Source organism: Microcoleus sp. bin38.metabat.b11b12b14.051 (assembly GCF_013299165.1).
Classification (GTDB): domain Bacteria; phylum Cyanobacteriota; class Cyanobacteriia; order Cyanobacteriales; family Microcoleaceae; genus Microcoleus.
Map to the genome: position 1 here is coordinate 25,980 of NZ_JAAFKD010000037.1, position 19,613 is coordinate 45,592.

The following is a 19,613-nucleotide window of genomic DNA, read 5'->3' on the forward strand; positions in this document are numbered from 1 at the left end:
GACAGTTGACAGTTGACAGTTGACAGTTGCATAACGGGAATCAAACCATTGATTCCGTACCGGTATCGTCTCTATTCATTCCGGTTATTTATGTCCTCACCGATGTGGCGGTTGCTATATTTTATGATTACCAATTACCAATTACCAACTATCAACTGCCAATTACCAATTACCAATTACCAACTATCAACTGCCAATTACCAATTACCAACTATCAACTATCAACTATCAACTGTCAACTGTCAACTGTCAACTGCCAACTGTCAACTGTCAACTGTCAACTGTCAACTGTCAACTGTCAACTGTCAACTGTCAACTGTCAACTGTCAACTGTCAACTGTCAACTGCCAACTGTCAACTGTCAACTGTCAACTATCAACTGTGAGTTTCACCAATCAACCTCGGCCCTTTCCTCCACCACTCGCTGATAAACCCACTCAGTTTCCATCGCCAACTTCGGCCAACTAAAGCGGCGTTCCAAATCCTCATAAGCATTGTCAACCAACCACCGCCCATAACCCGGATTTTTCAACACCTCCAAAATCCCCCAAGCCAAAGAATCCCGATTGTTCGCCTCAGTAACAACACCAGTTTTAGTATGCTGAACTACCTCCGGTAAGCCGCCCGCATTCGACACCACCACAGGCACCCTCGCAGCAAAGCTTTCTAACGCTACAATCCCAAAAGGTTCGTAAAGACTGGGGAAAACCGCGCAGTCAGCCACCGTCTGGAATTTGTCGAGATGTTCCTCAAACATGAAGCCTGTAAAATAACACTTATTCCAGATTCCTAAATTCCAAGCCATAACTTTGAGATGGTCTGTATTGCCACCACCAACAATGACAATTTTTGCGTTACCCCCCATTTCCCTAATTACTTGAGGTGCCGCATTGAGAAATACAGCAATGCCTTTTTCATAGCTAATTCTGCCTACATAATAAACTATTTTTTCGTGATCGGTTGCGAAAAGGCGGCGGAAATTCATCGCAGCAAACTCGTTTCTGCGCGGCTTTTTTTCCGGTCTGATTCCGTTGTAAATTACCTCAATTTTGTTCCACGGAGTTGATAGTACAAGTTCGGCTTCTCGCCGCATATAATCGCTGCAAACAATTACCCGCCAAGCGTTGTAAGCGAGGTCGTTTTCCTTGGCGTTAATGTAGCGCTGCCCGTCATTGTGGATGCCGTTGAAGCGCCCGTATTCGGTGGCGTGGATGGTGGCAATTAGCGGTACTTTAAAGGTATGCTTGAGGGCGATCGCCGCATCTCCCACCAACCAATCGTGAGCGTGGATGATATCAAAGGGGCCTTCCTCCAGCATTAGTTTGCCGCCTTGGTGGCCCATGCTTTGGTTGAGGTTGGCTACCCAGTGAAAAAAGTCCTTGGCGTGTCCCACTACGACGCGATGCACTTGTATTCCTTCCACCACTTCGTACATCGGCGCATGACCGAACTCTACTGTAATTAGGTGAATCGAGTGCCCCAACTTCACCAATTCTGGATACAGTTCCGATACGTGGCGGGCGATACCGCCTACTATTCTGGGAGGAAACTCCCATGCCAATACCAAAATTTTCATTTGTGTCCCCTCCAAAGAATTTATATATCTTAATGTTTATTGTTGACTACTTTCTTGTATAATCCACACCCTAAAATGTTAGCCGATCGCAAATTTATGCCCGAGGGCTGACTTTTGGCAGCCACAAGAAGGGAAAATTATGCAAAAACCGGGTTTTGGCAAGAATTGCTCGATCGCCCGGTTTCTGGAATATTGGGACTGCACCCACAGTTTCGGGCGATCGGCGTACCCGATTACCCTTGCTTCAAAATCGGTGCCAACTGGCGACGAAAACTAGCCCAAGCAGACGCCGATTCAGAGTTTGACACAGCACCTTTCCGCATCAAAATCGCGCCGTCTTCAAAGCCAACAATCCCGTACTCTCCAGACTTGGATATTCGATCGATCTGCGGTACGATTTGCTGCAACTGTCCCCGTTCCCTGCTAAACGCAGCCTGATACTGCTGCAACTGCCACATATCGGCAATTACATAATCCATCTTCACTGCCTCTCCCGCATCATTCCGCAGTTCAAACATCGGAAACCGGAGAATTTCCCGGCGGCTTGACAAAATCGGCACAATAGTATTCGTTGCAGCCACGCTAGCATTAGCAGGAATTTGAGCTAATAGTGGCCGCACTTGAGAGACGTGCTGCCACTGTTTGACTAGAGGAACCTGCACCCAAGGAGCGATCGCATCAGGCAAAATAAACGAAAAAGTCCGATTAGGATTAGACGTGAAGGTAAAAAATAGCGACAAGCAGATGCAAAACGCCCAAAAGCGGCGAAACCGTGAAGACGAAGGGAAAGGAAATATCGCATTCGGAAAACGCAAAATAGTTTGTTCTCCCCTCCTAATTCTATCTTCTTCCTGTTGACGGCTCGCCCACCACAGGATTGCCCCGTAAAAGAGCCCCGGAACCACAGTCATCGCATAGCGAATATTAATGGCCAGCACCGACTCTCCTTTAGCTAAAAATAGCTTCAGCAGTGGGAAGCCTGCGATCGTCCAAGAAGCGGGTGCTACGGCAGGAACCAAAGCCAACGGCAACCACTGCCCCAAGAGGTATCTAATCTTACCAAAAAACGGCGTAAATAGCTCATTTAGCAACCGCCCGGGATTGCTAACCATTCCCCAAAGAATTTCTAGCGTTGAAGCTTCATCTCCATCAGCATACTGACCGAAGCGTTCCATCATAAACCGCTGGGAAATATCAGCAGAAAACAAAGGCATAATCAGATTAGTCAGGACGATCGTGTAAGCAAAACTGAGAATGCAGACAGCCAAACCAGTCCGAGGGTAGCGCCGGCTCAAAATCATGTAAGCCCCCACGCCAAACAAAACAATGCCCGAATCTTCCCGCACGGCCAAAATTAAAGTTGCCAGAATCCCAAACAGCGGCCACCAGCGCTTCTCCATCGCCAGCAGCAAGCCGAAGACATAAAGCGGAATTTGACAAACATCGTGAAAATTGCCCAAAGTCGGGCCGATAACCGCGTTAGCTGCATAATAGCTCACCACAATTGTCGCCGACAGTCGCGGCTCTAGATAGTGTCTAGCGAGAGCGTAGAGAACCAAACCCGCCGCCGTAATTAAAGTTACCTGCAACACCGTCAAAGTGATAGGCGAGGGGAACAGCGAGTAAATTGGCAGCCACACCATCAGCGCCGGAGTGAAATGCTGCCCCAACCGGTAGTAAGATACAGACGGGAGCTGATTTTGGTGAACCACGTTAGTGGACAAAGCCGAAGACAGGGAACTCTCAAACAAGTGACCCCGAGTGCCGTTCCAAAAAAGTTGATTGAAAATGCCTTGGTCGTAAGTAGCGTAAAGGCTGTAGTAGCGGTGCAGCGTCAGCAACAGGCACAGCACAAAAAAGGCGATCGCCACTTTCACTACTACCTGTAGCGACTCATTTTTCTTCCATCTCAAAAATGTCATGGGCCCGCCGTAATGAAATCATCGGACAATAGCGTAAATCTAAAGTAAGTAGTGAACTACTCATCAGCAAGCGGAGTACCACTATGCTGGGAGCTTCCAGTCTCAACGGGAATTGCATCCGACAAGACCGAAGGCTTGCCACCACGACTTACATTCCCTCCACTGGCAGAAGCACTGGTTCCCAATGCCCAAATCCGCAAGGCTTCATCCCTAATGTTTTTTGCCGCATTGATATCTCTATCATTGCAACTTCCGCACTTATGGCAATTCCAATGGCGAACATTCAAAGGCATGGACGATACTTTATGGAGGCAATTATTGCAAGTTTTAGAACTCGGAAAAAATCTGTCGATCTCGATATACAATTTTCCGACTTTTTTAGCTTTATACTTGAGCATTGTCCCAAACATTCCCCATCCAGCATCACTAATTTCTTTAGCTAGACAGTGATTTCTTACCATACCCTTGATGTTGAGATTTTCTACTGCAATAACTTGGTTTTCGTTGACTATCTTGCGGGATAGCTTGTGCAGAAAATCTTCGCGCACTCTCTTGATTTTAGAGTGAACTTTAGCCACTAATCTTCTAGCTTTATTTCTCCGATTACTCCCTTTTTCTTTACGGCTGAGTTTTTGTTGTTTACGCTTCAGATTGCGACTGTGTTGTTTGAGGTGCTTAGGATTAGCATATTTACTGCCATCGCTAGTCACGCAAAAATCTATCAGCCCAACATCTAAGCCGATCGCCTTACCATTAGCTCTCCCTTCTGGTGTTTCTTGTCCATCATCAACTAAGACACAAGCATAGTAGTTCCCATCTGTATTCTTGGAGATAGTAACTGTTTTTATAGTACCTTCAATTTTCCGATGAATTCGACAATGGACTTCCCCAATGATGGGAAGTTTGATGCTGCTATCACCTAGTTTGACATTCTGAGGATAACTAATTGACTGTCTACCATGCTTCGATTTGAAGCTAGGATATCCAGCGCGTTTATCAAAGAAGTTTTTATAAGCAGTGGAGAGGTTTAGAGCCACCACTTGTAGGCACTGAGAATAGGCATTAGACAACCAAGGATATTCCTTTTTGAGATGAGGGAGCAAGCCTTGGATAGCACCTCTAGTCAGCCCTTTTCCCGTATTTTGATAAGTTTCTTGGCACAGATTCAAGCTATAATTCCAGAACCATCGACAACAACCAAAAGCACCAGCAAAATATATCTGCTGCTCAGTTGTCGGATAGATTCGGAGTTTATGAGCTTGGTACATTATCGAAAAGTTAGGTTAGTGATAACTATCATAGCACGATACTTGGGCAAAACCAAGGAATTTGCTCGTTTCCTCATACGCCGCCTCAAAGAGTGAGAGCTGCATGAAGAGTCAATTTGTTCGGCGCAATCGACGGGCTTCGCTCGCCTTTCATCCCGCCGAAGACACGGAGTAACGATGTAGCGGGAGAATTCCCGTCTGTCCAGTTAAAGTAGAAGTGAAATAACTCGGCTCGGCAATGGTCAATTATTTTCACCCGATCGAAAAGCTCAACAGCGTCCATCCAACATCCGGCACCAGCGACACCGACTGTTCTCCCGAACAGCCGGCTTCTTCCGCACCGCTTTTACAGCTTTTGCTGTTCGTAGACAAGCGTCCCTCTTCCAGGGAACTGAACAGACACATCCGCAAGTCCCTACAGGATTTGAAGGCAGAGTGCGACTTTGAGCTTCAAGTCATCGACGTAGGAGAACAACCGGATTTAGCCGAACACTTTAAACTTGTAGCCACTCCCTCGCTGCTCAAAATTCATCCCGAGCCCAGACAAACTCTCGCCGGCAGCAATTTGATCGCCCAACTCGAACACTGGTGGCCCCGCTGGCAGCGTTCTGTAGAAGAATACGCAGCTCAGCAGCAGTCTGCCCCTGCTTTGACGGCAGCAGCTTTGGCCGACCCAAAACCGATCTATTCGGTTGCTTGCGCCACTGAACTGGTGCAGCTTGCCGATGAAGTTTTTCGGCTCAAACAGGAAAAAGAACACCTGCAAGAGCAGTTGCAGTTGAAAGACAGGATTATTGCGATGCTGGCTCACGACTTACGCAATCCCTTGACAGCCGCATCTTTGGCATTGGAGACTTTGGAGTCAAATCAAAAGGTGAAGGAGGGGCAAAAGTCCCGTTTGACACCGACTCTGGCGGCTCATTTGATGAAACAAGCCCGCCGCCAAATTAGAATTGTCGATCGCATGATTACAGATATCCTGGAAGCAGCACGCGGTACCAACGCTCAACTGCACATTCAAACAAAAAAAATCGAGCTCAGGCCGATTTGTCAAGACGTAATCCTGCAATTTCAAGACAAATTTCAGGCCAAAAGTCTCAACTTAGAAACAGACATTCCCGCAGATTTGCCTTTGGTTTATGCCGATCCCGATCGCATCAAACAAGTCATCGTCAACCTGCTTGACAACGCCAGCAAGTACACGCCAGACGGAGGAACTGTTAGTCTTTCAATTCTCCACCGCACGGCTTACAAAGTTCAAGTCAGCATTTGCAACAGCGGCCCGGGAATTCCCGAAGAAAACTGCGCGAGAATTTTTGAAGACAGTTATCGCTTGCAGCGAGATAAATCTACAGACGGTTACGGCATTGGACTGTCCCTATGTCAAGGCATCATCCGCGCCCACTACGGTCAAATTTGGGTAGACTCGGTACCCGATCGCGGCAGTTGTTTTCACTTTACACTGCCCGTTCAAAAATAGTTGACAGTTGGCAGTTAACAGTTGTCAGTTGTCAGTTGACAGTAGCAACCGCGCCAGACGGTTAGGACGTTCTTAATTGCTAAAACCCTTGCTTTTATTCCTTTTATTGCTTCTTCCTTCTTCCGACTTCCATCGGACTTCTTCCTTCTGCTATACAGTTCAAATTGAGCGCAGTGCAGCGATAATCTGTTCGTTTGCCTTGGGAAAAGTAAATTGGTCAATTTCGTCGAGTGTCACCCAGCGAATTTCATCACATTCGATCGTTTGCGGTTCCCCGCTGACGTAACGGCAGTGGTGCACGTAGAGTCTCACTGTAAATTTAGTGTAGTCGTGGTCAATTGTAATCAAGCGATCGCCCACTTCTACCACAATCCCCAATTCCTCCATAATTTCCCGCTGTATGCAGCCTTCGATGGTCTCCCCAGGCTCTATTTTACCGCCCGGAAACTCCCAAAAACCGCCATGCAGTCCGTGTTGTCGGCGCTTGTCAATCAAAATTTGTTGTCGATCGTTCCAGATTGCAGCAACGCCGATAACTTTGTGGGGCACAGGAGTAAGAGACATATTAATTAGTCAGTTGTCAGTTGTCAGTTGTCAGTTGACAGAAGAGCGCGCTCGCGACTTGCCCGCCCGCGAAGTCGAGGGGAGTCGAAGAGTTGTCAGTTGACAGAAGAGCGCGCTCGCGACTTGCCCGCCCGCGAAGTCGAGGGGAGTCGAAGAGTTGTCAGTTGACAGAAGAGCGCGCTCGCGACTTGCCCGCCCGCGAAGTCGAGGGGAGTCGAAGAGTTGTCAGTTGTCATTTGTCATTGGTCACTCCTAGACGCACTGCAAATTTCGTATTTACCAAGCTTTGTTCCCCAACTGCGGGCTGTAACGACTTATTTCTCTGAAAAACATGGTGGATAGCCACCCGTGCGAGCTGTTGGTAATTTGCCATTAATCATTCAATCATGTTATCAATTTTATTAATAAACAACAAGTGATAAATAATACTATTCCCTAACTTTAGCGCTACAAATTTTCGTGTTCGGTTTCCTTCCCGGAATCCTCAATCTTCAATCTTCAATTTCATAAAATCTTCAATCTTCAATTTCATAAAATCTTCAATCTTCAATCTTCAATCTAAAATCTAAAATCTAAAATCTAAAGCCCCCATCTTCCGAAGGGGGCTTGACAATTGTACGAGTTAAATGTTAATAATCAACTAATCATCCGAGCCGTGTCTCTCACTAGCTTGGATGGACTTTTCAAAAGTCATGCGCTGTTCGGCATTTTTCAGAAAATAGCCACTAATCATAGCCGAGGCGAGCAATCTCCCCAAATGTTCGCGACTGGTAGTAACTGTCACCCCGAAGTGTTCCGAAGGTAAATTCCCTAAAAGCCCGACAATATTTCGCTCCATTACTTGAAACACTTCGTGAGAAGTCGGCTTAGACAACTGAGAAACAGTGTCGGGAGCCATTGACTGCACGTATTGCCATAATAAATTAGCATTTTCTCCGTCTTCTTCAAAGAATTCAGGGGATTTATTAGATGAGTTGCTCACGAGTACCTCCGTTTCAGAGACAGCTTGTTATTTTAGACGCGGGCGGTTAAATTAAATAACCCTTATCCGATCGCTGCTGATGTTTATTACTAAGTAATTACCAATGTAGCAGGACAGTCCTAGCAACCAAGTGGGCACAACCGAATTAAAGGCGGCGGTTTTTACGATTTTAGATGGGGAATTGTGCGATCGGGTTGTTGCTCGATCGCACAATCCCCCATCTAGCTAGCTGGCGAGATAATCGTTGATATCTTGCTTGCGCTTGCGGAGTTTGGTTAAAGCTTCCCGTTCAATTTGTCGCACCCGTTCCCGACTGATGTTGAGACGATCGCCGATTTTGGCCAAAGTTAAGGTTTGCCCATCTTCTAAACCGAACCGCAAGGCGAGGACTTCTCGCTGTTGCTGAGTCAGTTCCGCCATCAGGTGGTCTAAGTCAGTCCGCAACGAAGATTGCAGCGCAAAATCTTCTGGGGTAGTGCCCGTATCTTCCAACAAATCACCCAACTCAGTATCTTGATTGTCTCCCACGCGCAAGTCCAGGGAAAGTGGTAGGCGCGCGCGATCGAGATATTCGCGAATTTGCTTGGGAGTCAAATCTAACTCTGACGCCAATTCAGCAGCAGTAGCAGCGCGGCCGAGCTGTTGAGCTAGCTGGCGCTGAGCCTTTTTAATTTTGTTGAGTTTTTCGGTAATGTGGATCGGTAAGCGGATAGTGCGGCCTTTTTCGGCGATCGCCCGCGTAATTGCCTGACGAATCCACCAGTAAGCATAGGTTGAAAATCTGTAGCCCTTAGTCGGGTCAAATTTTTCTACTCCCCGCTGCATCCCGATCGTACCTTCCTGAATTAGGTCAAGTAAATCTACATTGCGCTTGATATATTTTTTAGCAACAGACACTACCAGGCGCAGGTTAGCTTCCACCATTTGGCGCTTGGCCCTTTCCCCGTGGTCGATCGTCCGCTGCAACTGTGCCTCAGACAGCCCGACTGTCTGTGCCCATTCAGCCGCTGTCGGGTCGCGGCCTAACTCTTCGGCTAAAATATTTTTTTCTTGGTGCAGTGCGGTTGAGCGCTGTACCTGTTTCCCGTAGAGTATTTCTTGCTCGTGAGTCAACAGGGGAACGCGGCCAATTTCCCGCAAGTAAGCGCGAACAGAATCTGTATCTGAGGACTTAAGAGTTTTCATGAGCTTTTCCCGCTGAGGATCTGTGCCTCTAAAGGTTTGCGGCGTAGCAAACCCCTAGCTTTAGCTGGGAAGGAAAGCGGGCGGGGACTTGCGCTTTTCTTCCATTTAAAGAGGCTTAGTTTTATCGTAGCTAGCTGCTACTCCCAGTCAGCACCCTCTCAGGTTAGGTTTTGGTTGGGCGTGCACAATGCTACATTATGTTAAGAATCTTAACATTTCTGAGAGCAGTTGGCTACACTTCTTTACATTTATTTCATGGAAGCCCGATCTGCTTTGCTATGAGAGTACCCGGAAATTACTTTCGCAGTTGCATCGCGTTAAACAAAATGCCCTAAATTTGTGAGAGGGAGAGAGGGAGAGGGGGAGTTGACCAGGGACAGGAAAGCAGTTGGCAGTTGACAGAAGAGCGCGCTCGCGAAGTCGAAGAGTTGACAGTTGACTGATATCCTGGACGATCGATTACCATAACAAAAACCGTTCGTAGTGTGGACTTTAGTCCGCTCTTGTTTTGCGGACTAAAGTCCACACTACGAACCAATCCGATCTATGATTAATGACTAATGACTTCTTTGCCGTTGAGCTTCGTACAAGATGAGGGCGGCGGCGATCGACACATTGAGAGATTCTACGCCGCGAGTCAGGGGGATTTGGATTTGTCGATCGGCTAAACTTCTCAATTCGGCTGACAACCCAGAACCTTCGTTGCCCAAAACGATCAGAGTCGGCACTCGCAAATCAACTTCCCAATAAGTTAAACTGGCGTCGGCGACGGTTGCTAAAATTTGCAGTCCCCGATTTTTATACCCGGAGACTTCGGCGGTTAAATCTGGAGTGACTGCTATTGGCAGTTTAAACCAAGCTCCGGCGGAGGCGCGCAACACCTTAGGATGGTCTACATCGGCGCTGTCGGCGCTCAGCAACAAACCGTCGGCATTAGCAGCAGCAGCCGTGCGGACGATCGCTCCCAAGTTGCCGGGATCTTGGATGGTTTCTAAGGCTATGCCTAATGTTGAGATTTCTGCGGGGGCTGTGGCGGTGCGAGGTGCGGTGGCGATAATGCCGTCGGGTTGGACTGTAGTGGCGATCGACTCTAAGACTTTGGCACTGACTAATTCTGTGCGATCGGCTAAACTAACAATTTGCTCCCACAGTTTCTCGTGCTGATCCAGCCATTCGGGAGTACAGCAAACCGTTGCTAGGCAATGTTTCGCCGCGCAAGCCTCCTCCAGCAAATGCGTCCCTTCGAGTAAAAATAATTGTTGATCCCTGCGTCCCTTCGAGCTGTGCAGCCTGCGGACTTCTTTAACTAGGGGATTTTGAATACTTGTAATCATTGTTTAATTCAGCAGAGCGAATGGGGTTAATTGCCTGTATCGGGTTAACCCCAAACTTTTGTCTGCCTTGGGAATGCGGAACCCGGGACTTGAACCCGGAAGGCTTGCACCACATGAACCTGAATCATGCGCGTCTACCAATTCCGCCAGTTCCGCATTGGTCACGAATCACTACTGTGCCCTATCTCCGCCAATTTGTCAAGTGTTTTTTGCTATTAAATTTTAATTCGGGGATGCGAGTAATATAAATGCCCCATGCCCGTGATGTTAAAATTGTTGTGGCAGATAGTTCTCACCTCGGCTACCTATGTCTGAGCCATTAACCCTCGATCCGAGTCAGTTGCCAGATATTAGCAACTTAGTTTTAGAAGACGATACTCCTTTGGACAGCTTCATCAACGAAAAACAGCAGCGACTGCTGACAACGGTTTTATATAGCGGTGGCGATACGGGCATTACTGTTCCCTTTATTGCGGCGGCAAATGTTGGTTTGTTCAGCAGCATACGTCAACCGGGCATCGCCCCGGATGTTTTTCTCAGTATCAATATTACTGGTGCTGAGGATTGGTGGGAAAGACAAGTGCGATCGTATTTATTTTGGGAATTTGGCAAACCTCCCGAAATTGCGATCGAAATTGTTTCGCCCACTCCGGGAAACGAATTGGGTAGCAAGTTAATCGACTACGCTCGAATGCGAATCCCGTATTATGTAGTCTACGATCCGCTACGCGAGTTGAGAGGTAGTACGCTGCGAGTCTTTGAATTGCAGAATCAATTTTACGTTCCCAAAACTGATGCTTGGTTTCCCGAAGTCGGTTTGGGACTAACTCTGTGGGAAGGTGAATTTGAAAATGTTAATGGTACTTGGTTGCGCTGGTGCTATGCTAGTGGCGCTCCGATTCCTACGGGCGACGAACTAGCGGCACAGAAAGATGCTGAGTTATCTCAAAAAGATGCTGAGTTATCTCAAAAAGATGCTGAGTTATCTCAAAAAGATGCTGAGTTATCTCAAAAAGATGCTGAGTTATCTCAAAAAGATGCTGAGTTACTGGAGGAACAAGCGCGCACTAAACGAGCATTGATCCAGGTGATCGAACTCGGTTTGAGACTGAAATTTGGAGACGAAGGATTGGTGCTGCTTGATGAAATTTCGGCAATTTCTGATGTTGCTGTTTTGCAGGCGATCGCATCCGATATGCTAGCAGCTAATAACCTAGATGAAATCCGCCAAGTTTATCAACCATAATCTTACCATTAATTTAGTAGGGTGCGTCAGAATAGCCTTAGTTTATTAATCGAAAAGCTACGAGCTGACCGAAAGCACAGGGGATTTAAGCCCCCACCTTTAGGTGGATTGTTTTTAGGCTGGGGCTTAAATCCCCTGCCTAAAAACTTCACTGTCAACTGTCAACTGTCAACTCTTCGACTCCCCTCGACTTCGCTCGGGGCAAGTCGCTCGGGGCAAGCTGTCAACTGTCAACTGTTAAGCACCCTACAGGATTTATGTTTAATCGGCTAAATCTGGGAAAACCTCGCGCACGGCTGGATGCACTAATCGGTGATTCTGCACGTTCAATCCCTTTGCTAAACTCGGATTCATTTCCAAAGCTTTAATTCCGTGATTGGCCAATTGCAAAACATAAGGCAAAGTGCTGTTATTCAAAGCTTGAGTCGCAGTCCAAGGCACGGCACCGGGCATATTTGGTACGCCGTAATGCACAACTCCTTCCTCAACATAGGTAGGTTTTGTGTGAGAAGTTACTCGCAAAGTTTCCACGCAGCCGCCTTGATCGACGGCTACGTCAACAATCACAGAACCGGGCTGCATTTTGGCAACAAATTTGCGAGAAACTAGCACCGGAGCTTTTTTGCCCAAGACTAAAACTGCGCCAATTAATAAATCGGCATCCGGGATAACGGTTTCAATTTGCAAAGGACTGCTGTAGAGATATTCTACTCTGGAACCGAACAGAGTTTCTAGATAAGCGAGTCGATCGACATTTACATCTAAAATCTGCACTCTAGCGCCCATTCCCACAGCGATGCGGGCTGCTTCCGTGCCGACGATTCCGCCGCCCAAAATTACAACTTTGCCCGGTCTTACCCCCGGTACGCCTCCCAAAAGTACACCTCTGCCACCTTGCTGTCGTTCCAAAAACCGAGCACCGAACTGCACAGCCAAACGTCCTGCAATAATGCTCATCGGGGTTAGCAGGGGCAATTTCCTGTCGGGGAGTTCGACGGTTTCGTAGGCGATGGCTTGGACTCCGCTGCTGATTAAGTGCTCGGTTAATGTGCGATCGGCAGCAAGATGCAAATATGTAAATAGCAACTGCTCTTTTTGAATCAGCGGATACTCAGCAGGTAGGGGTTCCTTAACTTTAACAATTAGTTGGCGGTTCCAGACATCTGAAGCTTTTGAGACAATCTTCGCCCCGGCTTGAAGGTAGTCCTCGTCGGCGAAACCGGCCCCAGCACCAGCATTGGTTTCGACGAAAACGGTGTGGCCTTTGTCCGAACAAGCCCGGACACTTGTTGGGCTGAGCCCAACTCGAAACTCCAAATCCTTGATTTCCTTGGGGACACCTATTTCCATCTATACCTCTAAATCAGGCTTATGTCGATCGAATTTAACGCAAAAATCAGTCCTAGCGGGACAATACCATTGGAGATTTTAGATTTCCCCATCCGGCTGGGCTAGGAGAATATTTGTTTAATTTTCAGCCATTGCGATCGCAATTTCCAAAATTTATCATTTTCCATAAAGTCGATCGCGCTTCTGGCCTGCTCCAACTCTAACTCAAGCTGTTGCATCCGAGCTTGCGAACTCTGCAATTGGGACTTAGCCTCCTGCAACTGAATTCGCACCTCTTTTTCCCCGGTATTTTTCTTAAGCGCTATATCGTGATAGCCTAGGAACTGAAGCGCTAGAAATACGATTTCCCAGTCGTTGGCAATACAAAACTCATTTACCGCTTTCGCCACACCATAGGGCATGATCTCACATACCGACCAATTCGTATAATCGTTAAAAATCATCATCCCGTCGGGCTTGACTTTAGGATAACCTTGCTGAATATCTTTGCAGACACCTTCATAGGCGTGATCGGCATCGATATAAATCCAGTCGAAATATTCATCAGAAAAGCTGCTTAAAATTGTCGAAGAATCGCCTTCATGAAGCTCGACATTTCCCTGTTCTATTCCCTTGCTTAACAGACTGTTTTCTTTTTGACTTAACTCTTGTTTAAACAAATCCAAACTATAATCTATGAGGTGCAGCTTTTGAGGCTTAGTAACAGCGAGAATTTTTTCAGCAAAGCGCCCGTATTGAGTACCTACCTCAGCCACCACACTATTTTTGGGCAGATATTCCAACATCTTAGCCCGACTTTCAACCAAACGACAATTCTTAACGTGACAATCTTGAAGGATGGGGGAAGAAAGCAGGAAGGGATTTTGATTAAAATTGCTCCATTTTTCGTTATCCCAGCCCTGGGTGGCTTCTAAAAAATTTTGTTTGTATTTGATAAAGTCAAACATACTCTTCTGAGAATAAGTGAACTTGGAGCCTTGCAAAAAAAATAAAAACAGGTTCGTAGTAAGGACTTCAGTCCTTTCTTTTCAGGTTTGTAGTAAGGACTTAAGTCCTTTCTTGCCAACTCAGCAGGAAGGACTAAAGTCCCTACTACAAACTTTTAACAGTGTGGCAAACTTATCCGATCAAAAATGGTAAAAATCTCAACCAACAGCCCGTAACAGTATAAAGTAGATTGTGGTTCTATAGATTTGCTAAAAAAAAACTAACTTATAGAGAGTCTGCTGTCAATATATTTGATCGATCGCCTATAATTTAACAGGCTTGCACTCAGCGCGTCTCTAAAACAAATGCCCCGCATACCTACATTAACATTCGATCGCGGAACGCTATTGCTGCACCCGCCGCCCAAAGGCAGAGACTGGGCGGACTTTGCCACGTGGGACGATCGCGTGGAAAAATTTCGGATTCGAGCCATTCACTACCGCCCGCTGGTAGAATCTTTGCAAGCAGATTGTACCAACTTCACCGACGAAGCCAGGGGATACGAACTACTCGAACTCGTGCCCAGCGTCGAAATGCAGCCTTACCAGCATCAACAAGAAGCCCTCGCAGCTTGGCAAGAAGCCGGAAGTCAAGGAGTAGTAGTCCTCCCCACCGCTTCCGGCAAAACTTACTTGGCACAATTAGCCATGCAAGTCACCGGGCGGAGTACATTAGTCGTAGTACCAACTCTCGATTTAATGCACCAGTGGTACGCTAATTTAAAAGCAGCTTTTCCCGACATCGAAGTCGGATTGTTGGGTGGAGGTTCGCGAGACAAAACGCCAATTTTAGTCGCAACCTATGATAGCGCCAGCATTCACGTCGAAACCTTGGGGAATAAATACGGCTTGCTGGTGTTTGACGAATGCCACCATTTACCAACGGACTTTTATCGAGTAATATCAGAATATGCGATCGCGCCTTTTCGACTCGGACTGACAGCAACACCCGATCGCACAGATGGCCGTCACAGCGACTTACACTTCCTCATCGGGCCTACAGTATACAGCAAAAAACCCGAAGATTTAGCAGGCGACGCCTTAGCCGACCATAAAATAGTTCAGATTATGGTCAAACTGTCAAAAGAAGAAACCGAGCGCTACAGCGAAGCCATGAACATTCGCAACGACTTCTTAAAACAATCCAACATCAAAATATCCAGCCTCGAAGGATGGAAACAGTTTATCATGGCCAGCGCGCGATCGCCATTAGGAAGACGCGCCATGATAGCCCACCGCCAAGCCAAAGAAATCGCCCTTTGTACCGAAGGGAAACTGCGAATCTTAGCCCAAATATTAGCCGAACACTCTCCCCAGCGCACCTTAATCTTCACAGGAGACAACGCCACAGTCTACCGAATTTCCCAAGAATTTCTCATCCCCACAATCACCCACCAAACTCCAGTCAAAGAAAGACACGAAATCCTCGATAAATTTCGCAGCGGCGAATACAAAACCCTCGTAGCCTCCCACGTCCTCAACGAAGGAGTTGATGTACCAGACGCCAGAATTGCTATCATATTATCTGGTACCGGAAGCGAACGCGAATACATCCAGAGATTAGGTAGAGTTCTCCGCAAAAGTAGCGATGTAAACAAGTTAGCGATTCTCTACGAAGTTGTCACCGAAGACACTAGCGAAGAAAGAACATCCCAGCGACGGCGAGGCGGAATGCAAATTCAAAAAGCCCCACCGCAAACACAAATAGAACCGCCACCAACCGAACATCCGAAATTAGAAATTGTCAAACCAACACCCATTTACGGAGTCAACCGAGAGACAACAAAAAAAGTCGCAGAAACACCTGCAAAATGGGGAGATGATGATGACATTCCCTGGTAGCCAGCCTAAATTCTTCCTTCGATCAACTGTTAACTGTTAACTGTTAACTGTCAATGAGGGCGGGCACGGGGGCACCGCCCCTACCAACTGTCCACTGTCAACTATCAACTGTCAAATGTTACCAACCGATTTACTAAGCCACCGCCAAAACGGCGAATCAATCATTCCCTTGCGCCTCAAGATAGATGCGAAAAACTTAGAAGCAGCTACCGAAATGATTGATTGCTTCCAAAGTGCGATCGGCAAAACCCAAGGCGAACTCGACGGACGCTTGCTAGAATTAGAAGGCGACAGCCCCGACTATCGGCTCAAACGGGGATTAGCGCACCTGCTAAAAGGCGGTTTCAGCACCTTAGAAGTCGTCAGCCCCCTAGAACCACTAGAGTTGAGACAGCGAGTATTTGCCTTGTCAGCGCGATCGACACCCAGCCCACAATCCACCCAAACAACCCTCGAAACAGTAGCCACAGAGCTCAGCCAAGACTTAACCAGAGAAGTTTCTCCCCACGAAATCAGTAAAGGTTTATACGCCGATTTAAACGAAAACAAAATCCTCACCCAATTCGACGCACCCACTCCCGAAAACCTGCTTCATAAATACAATCTTTCCCAAGTCCAAGGCATATTTTACCGAGCAAGTCAAGTCCAACTAACAGCCCACCGCAACGATCCCGGAGAATACAAACTCCTATTTAGGTATTTAAAATTATTTCAATTAATGACCTACATCGAAGGCGATGCAGACCACGGTTTCACCCTCACAATAGACGGGCCTACAAGCTTATTCAAACCCAGCACCCGGTACGGCTTAGCCCTCGCCAAAATGCTCCCCGCACTCCTACACGTCACCAAGTGGAGTATGCACTCAACCCTGCAAACCAAAGATACTTTTAGCGGGGTAATAAAAATAGGTAAATTCACACTTAATTCCGACTGCGGTTTAGTCAGCCACTATCCCCCCGGCAAACCCTATGATAGTATGCTAGAAGCAGCATTTGCTAACCGATGGGATAGCCTAAAAACCGAGTGGAAACTAGAACGAGAAGTAGACTTAATCCCTATTCCCGGCAGCGTGATGATTCCCGACTTTCGGTTAGTGCATCCCGACGGGCGAGTGTTTATATTAGAAATAGTTGGCTATTGGCGGCCGGAGTATTTACAAAAGAAATTTGCACAAGTACAGAAGTCTGGATGTGATAATTTGATATTAGCAATTTCCGAACGACTGAACTTAGAAAAAGCCGGAGTTAACATCAAAGATGTGCCAGCAAAAATCGTCTGGTTTAAAGATAAATTAGCGCCCAAATCCGTCCTAGAAGTCCTAGAATAGTATACCAATCAGTAGCAAAATTCTTTCTATTCTCTCTTCCTCTGCGCCCTCTGCGCCCTCTGCGGTTAAAAAAAAATCCTAAAAATACGATCGCACATTCCCAACTCTAGTAAAATATCAACATCCCCAAATCTACCACCGCCTACCCTCACCCACAACCCATCGAAAAATGGCAGACACAAGTATTGTCGAAAAAATCAAAAAACTCCTAGCCCTCGCCACCTCATCCAACGAAAACGAATCGACAGCAGCCGCCGCCAAAGCTTCCGTTTTACTAGCCCAGTATAATCTTAGCCTCTCCGATTTAGGCCCGAATCACCAAGAAGAGATTGACGAAAGCGGAGTCGAGACAACATCCAAATTTGTCACTTGGAAAATGATCCTGTTTTCCGGGATTGCTGAAGCTAACGGTTGTACGGGTATGCGGAACAATTATAGTGGTAGTATGTTTTTGGTGGGAAGCTCTACAAATCTGATTGTTTGCAAGCACCTTTATGAGTATTTGAGTTCTGCGATCGAGAAACGGGCGAAATATCGCAAGGGAAGCGGCCGGGGATTGGCGTATCTGAATGCTTTTCGGGTGGGATGCGCGACAAGGTTGAGACAACGATTGCTGGAACAAAAGCGGGAGATGGAGGAGTCGGGGATTCCGGGATCGGCTGATACGGCGGCTACTCCTGCTATTGTAGTGCGATCGATGTTTGAAAAGAACCAACAGGCGATCGAGGATTATTTACAGAGTCGAGGGGTTAAAGTTAAAACGAGAACAGATTCTCAAGTCAGTAGCGAAGCTGGTTTTAATTCTGGCTATGAAGTGGGCGACAAAATTAGTTTGAATCAACAGGTGCATCCTGACAAAGAACAAAAACAACTCTATGAATCTCTGTGAATTTAAATATAGTTAGCTATTAAAATTATACTGTTAATCCCTATGCCCTACAGTTCTTTCACCACAATCGGTAAAGTCAAGGAAGCGTTTAATCTAACCACTGTAGAAGCAGTTCGTTTTTTGCCTGATATTGACCCAATTACCCCCTCTCAAACACTGACTGCCTTTTTAGAAGAAAGCCTGCCTTTAGCCTCATCCGCGAGCGAAAAAGCTCGTTCAGAAGGAATTATTTACCCTGTCTTGTTAGAAGCAAGACGAATTTTACAGCGGCGAGTCAGCTTATTTTCGGGAGAAGATTTCACAGTAGACGAATCAATAGGATTGAACGGAATGTGTGATTTTCTTTTTAGTCTTTCCGAAGAAATACTAGAAATTGAAGCACCGGCAATCATCATTATAGAGGCAAAAAAAGCTGATCTCAGAACAGGATTTGGGCAATGTATTGCAGAAATGGTGGCTGCACAAAAATTTAATGAGGCAAAGCAAAAACCGATTCTGATAATTTACGGTGTGGTAAGCAATGGCACTCAGTGGCGATTCCTCAAACTTGAAGGGCAAATAGTAACAATCGACTTGATGGATTATCCACTTCCTCCTGTCGAGCAAATTTTGGGTTTTTTGGTATGGATGCTGCGCCAAGGTAGCTAACTTATTTTAAAGCAAAAGCGTATCAAGTCAAACAAGTTCGCACCGTAATTTTGAACTATCAACTCGGAGGACAAGATGCAGATTAAGTATGAACTGATTATTTACTGGAGTGAATTCGATCGAGCCTTCATTGTCGAAGTTCCCGAACTATCGGGTTGTACCGCAGATGGTGAAACCTATCAGGAAGCCGTGCAAAATGTAGAAGTCGTGATTCAAGAATGGATTGAAACTGCACAAGAATTAGGACGCGCTATCCCAGAACCTAAAGGTCGATTGCTGTTTGCATGAATTGTTAATTGGCAAAATTTGATTCTGATTGAGTAGAAACCTTGCCCTCAATCAATCAACTGGGCCTCTTCAAAAATCTGTCGAGTCGTCAACTCTAAACCCGGCAACAACTCATCCACAATTGCCATACGATCAGTATAAACCTCACTAGAACCATCAGGGAAAAAGCTCCTAATTAAAATCAATTCTGGATCTATAACCCAAACTCGCGGAACACCCGCTGCCAAATAATCCTTCGCCTTCTCTTCAAATTCCTTCATACTTTGATCGGGAGAGATAATCTCAATTACCAATTCAGGAATTGCAGGACAAGCTTCATTGTGCCGCCAATTTTTCGGCAGACGTTCATAGGAAATATACGTCAAATCAGGAACGGGTGCCCAATCTTTACCCTGACGCTTTAATAGAATTGCCCATTCCGGAAGAACTCGCCCGCGACTTTTGCACCATGTACCCATTAGGTGACATAAAGCAAACTGTAAAGTCGAATGAAAAAATTTTGGAGACACTTTAGGAACTGCTTCACCATCTACAAACTCATAATATATGTCTCCGTCGGGCAAAGCTAAAAATTCTTCTAATGTGAGTTTGGTTCCGATGCTTACCATGACTCGTGCCCCTCTCGCTAATTCATTCAAATATCAATTATACAAAATTTCCCAACTTTCCTAAAAAAAGACCCGGCGGTTGAAACCGCGGCTATACAAACAAAACCCGCACTTC

At 46.4% G+C, this 19,613-nt stretch carries 18 protein-coding genes and 1 tRNA gene; 8 read left to right on the plus strand and 11 right to left on the minus strand.

Going from position 1 to position 19,613, the window contains the following annotated elements:
- The first annotated feature begins 26 nt into the window (after positions 1-26).
- Complete coding sequence (locus QZW47_RS26440; protein ID WP_293134044.1) at positions 27-428, plus strand: hypothetical protein; 402 nt, start codon at positions 27-29, stop codon at positions 426-428.
- Here QZW47_RS26440 and QZW47_RS26445 read toward each other — a convergent pair.
- The 3 genes from QZW47_RS26445 to QZW47_RS26455 all read right to left on the minus strand — a co-directional run bounded on the left by QZW47_RS26445 (position 389) and on the right by QZW47_RS26455 (position 4,766).
- Positions 389-1,576 carry a glycosyltransferase family 4 protein gene (locus QZW47_RS26445; RefSeq protein WP_293134047.1) on the minus strand — a complete coding sequence of 396 codons (1,188 nt, stop codon included), beginning with the start codon at positions 1,574-1,576 and terminating at the stop codon, positions 389-391. The genes QZW47_RS26440 and QZW47_RS26445 overlap by 40 nt on opposite strands.
- A gap of 233 nt (positions 1,577-1,809) precedes the next feature.
- Complete coding sequence (locus QZW47_RS26450) at positions 1,810-3,498, minus strand: DUF2079 domain-containing protein (RefSeq protein WP_293134050.1); 1,689 nt, start codon at positions 3,496-3,498, stop codon at positions 1,810-1,812.
- 56 nt (positions 3,499-3,554) lie between these two features.
- Positions 3,555-4,766: an RNA-guided endonuclease TnpB family protein gene (locus QZW47_RS26455; protein WP_293134053.1), complete on the minus strand. Its 1,212-nt coding sequence runs from the start codon at positions 4,764-4,766 to the stop codon at positions 3,555-3,557.
- 238 nt (positions 4,767-5,004) lie between these two features.
- On the opposite strand from QZW47_RS26455, the gene QZW47_RS26460 reads away from it, so the two are divergent.
- Positions 5,005-6,246 (plus strand): histidine kinase, encoded by a 1,242-nt coding sequence (locus QZW47_RS26460; RefSeq protein ID WP_293134056.1) that lies wholly within the window; start codon positions 5,005-5,007, stop codon positions 6,244-6,246.
- Positions 6,247-6,405: 159 nt separating this feature from the next.
- On the opposite strand, the gene mutT is transcribed toward QZW47_RS26460, so the two are convergent.
- The 5 genes from mutT to QZW47_RS26485 all read right to left on the minus strand — a co-directional run bounded on the left by mutT (position 6,406) and on the right by QZW47_RS26485 (position 10,467).
- Complete coding sequence (gene mutT / locus QZW47_RS26465) at positions 6,406-6,810, minus strand: 8-oxo-dGTP diphosphatase MutT (RefSeq protein WP_293134059.1); 405 nt, start codon at positions 6,808-6,810, stop codon at positions 6,406-6,408.
- A 640-nt stretch (positions 6,811-7,450) separates the two neighbouring features.
- Positions 7,451-7,792, minus strand: a complete 342-nt coding sequence (locus tag QZW47_RS26470; protein ID WP_172187001.1) for a DUF760 domain-containing protein — start codon at positions 7,790-7,792, stop codon at positions 7,451-7,453.
- Positions 7,793-8,017: 225 nt separating this feature from the next.
- Positions 8,018-8,977, minus strand: coding sequence for an RNA polymerase sigma factor, RpoD/SigA family (locus QZW47_RS26475; RefSeq protein WP_293134077.1), 960 nt, complete (start codon positions 8,975-8,977; stop codon positions 8,018-8,020).
- 557 nt (positions 8,978-9,534) lie between these two features.
- Complete coding sequence (locus QZW47_RS26480) at positions 9,535-10,311, minus strand: RNA methyltransferase (RefSeq protein WP_293134080.1); 777 nt, start codon at positions 10,309-10,311, stop codon at positions 9,535-9,537.
- A gap of 74 nt (positions 10,312-10,385) precedes the next feature.
- A tRNA-Leu gene (locus QZW47_RS26485) sits at positions 10,386-10,467 on the minus strand.
- A 151-nt stretch (positions 10,468-10,618) separates the two neighbouring features.
- Here QZW47_RS26485 and QZW47_RS26490 point away from each other — a divergent pair.
- Positions 10,619-11,557, plus strand: coding sequence for a Uma2 family endonuclease (locus QZW47_RS26490; RefSeq protein WP_293134083.1), 939 nt, complete (start codon positions 10,619-10,621; stop codon positions 11,555-11,557).
- A 261-nt stretch (positions 11,558-11,818) separates the two neighbouring features.
- On the opposite strand, the gene ald is transcribed toward QZW47_RS26490, so the two are convergent.
- Both ald and QZW47_RS26500 read right to left on the minus strand, forming a co-directional pair.
- Positions 11,819-12,907 (minus strand): alanine dehydrogenase, encoded by a 1,089-nt coding sequence (ald, locus tag QZW47_RS26495; RefSeq protein ID WP_293134085.1) that lies wholly within the window; start codon positions 12,905-12,907, stop codon positions 11,819-11,821.
- A 101-nt stretch (positions 12,908-13,008) separates the two neighbouring features.
- The gene (locus QZW47_RS26500; protein ID WP_293134088.1) at positions 13,009-13,854 is read right to left on the minus strand and encodes a class I SAM-dependent methyltransferase; all 846 of its coding nucleotides are present in this window, start codon (positions 13,852-13,854) and stop codon (positions 13,009-13,011) included.
- Between the two features lie 345 nt (positions 13,855-14,199).
- On the opposite strand from QZW47_RS26500, the gene QZW47_RS26505 reads away from it, so the two are divergent.
- The 5 genes from QZW47_RS26505 to QZW47_RS26525 all read left to right on the plus strand — a co-directional run bounded on the left by QZW47_RS26505 (position 14,200) and on the right by QZW47_RS26525 (position 18,890).
- Complete coding sequence (locus QZW47_RS26505; RefSeq protein WP_293134091.1) at positions 14,200-15,735, plus strand: DEAD/DEAH box helicase family protein; 1,536 nt, start codon at positions 14,200-14,202, stop codon at positions 15,733-15,735.
- 115 nt (positions 15,736-15,850) lie between these two features.
- Positions 15,851-17,065 carry a DUF790 family protein gene (locus tag QZW47_RS26510; protein WP_293134093.1) on the plus strand — a complete coding sequence of 405 codons (1,215 nt, stop codon included), beginning with the start codon at positions 15,851-15,853 and terminating at the stop codon, positions 17,063-17,065.
- 169 nt (positions 17,066-17,234) lie between these two features.
- A complete protein-coding gene (locus QZW47_RS26515) occupies positions 17,235-17,954 on the plus strand; it encodes a DUF2786 domain-containing protein (RefSeq protein WP_293134095.1) in 720 nt (239 codons plus the stop codon).
- A gap of 42 nt (positions 17,955-17,996) precedes the next feature.
- A complete protein-coding gene (locus QZW47_RS26520) occupies positions 17,997-18,602 on the plus strand; it encodes a hypothetical protein (RefSeq protein WP_293134098.1) in 606 nt (201 codons plus the stop codon).
- A 75-nt stretch (positions 18,603-18,677) separates the two neighbouring features.
- Positions 18,678-18,890: a type II toxin-antitoxin system HicB family antitoxin gene (locus QZW47_RS26525; protein WP_293134101.1), complete on the plus strand. Its 213-nt coding sequence runs from the start codon at positions 18,678-18,680 to the stop codon at positions 18,888-18,890.
- Between the two features lie 47 nt (positions 18,891-18,937).
- On the opposite strand, the gene QZW47_RS26530 is transcribed toward QZW47_RS26525, so the two are convergent.
- Positions 18,938-19,528, minus strand: a complete 591-nt coding sequence (locus QZW47_RS26530) for a Uma2 family endonuclease (protein WP_366930935.1) — start codon at positions 19,526-19,528, stop codon at positions 18,938-18,940.
- Between the last annotated feature and the right edge of the window lie 85 nt (positions 19,529-19,613).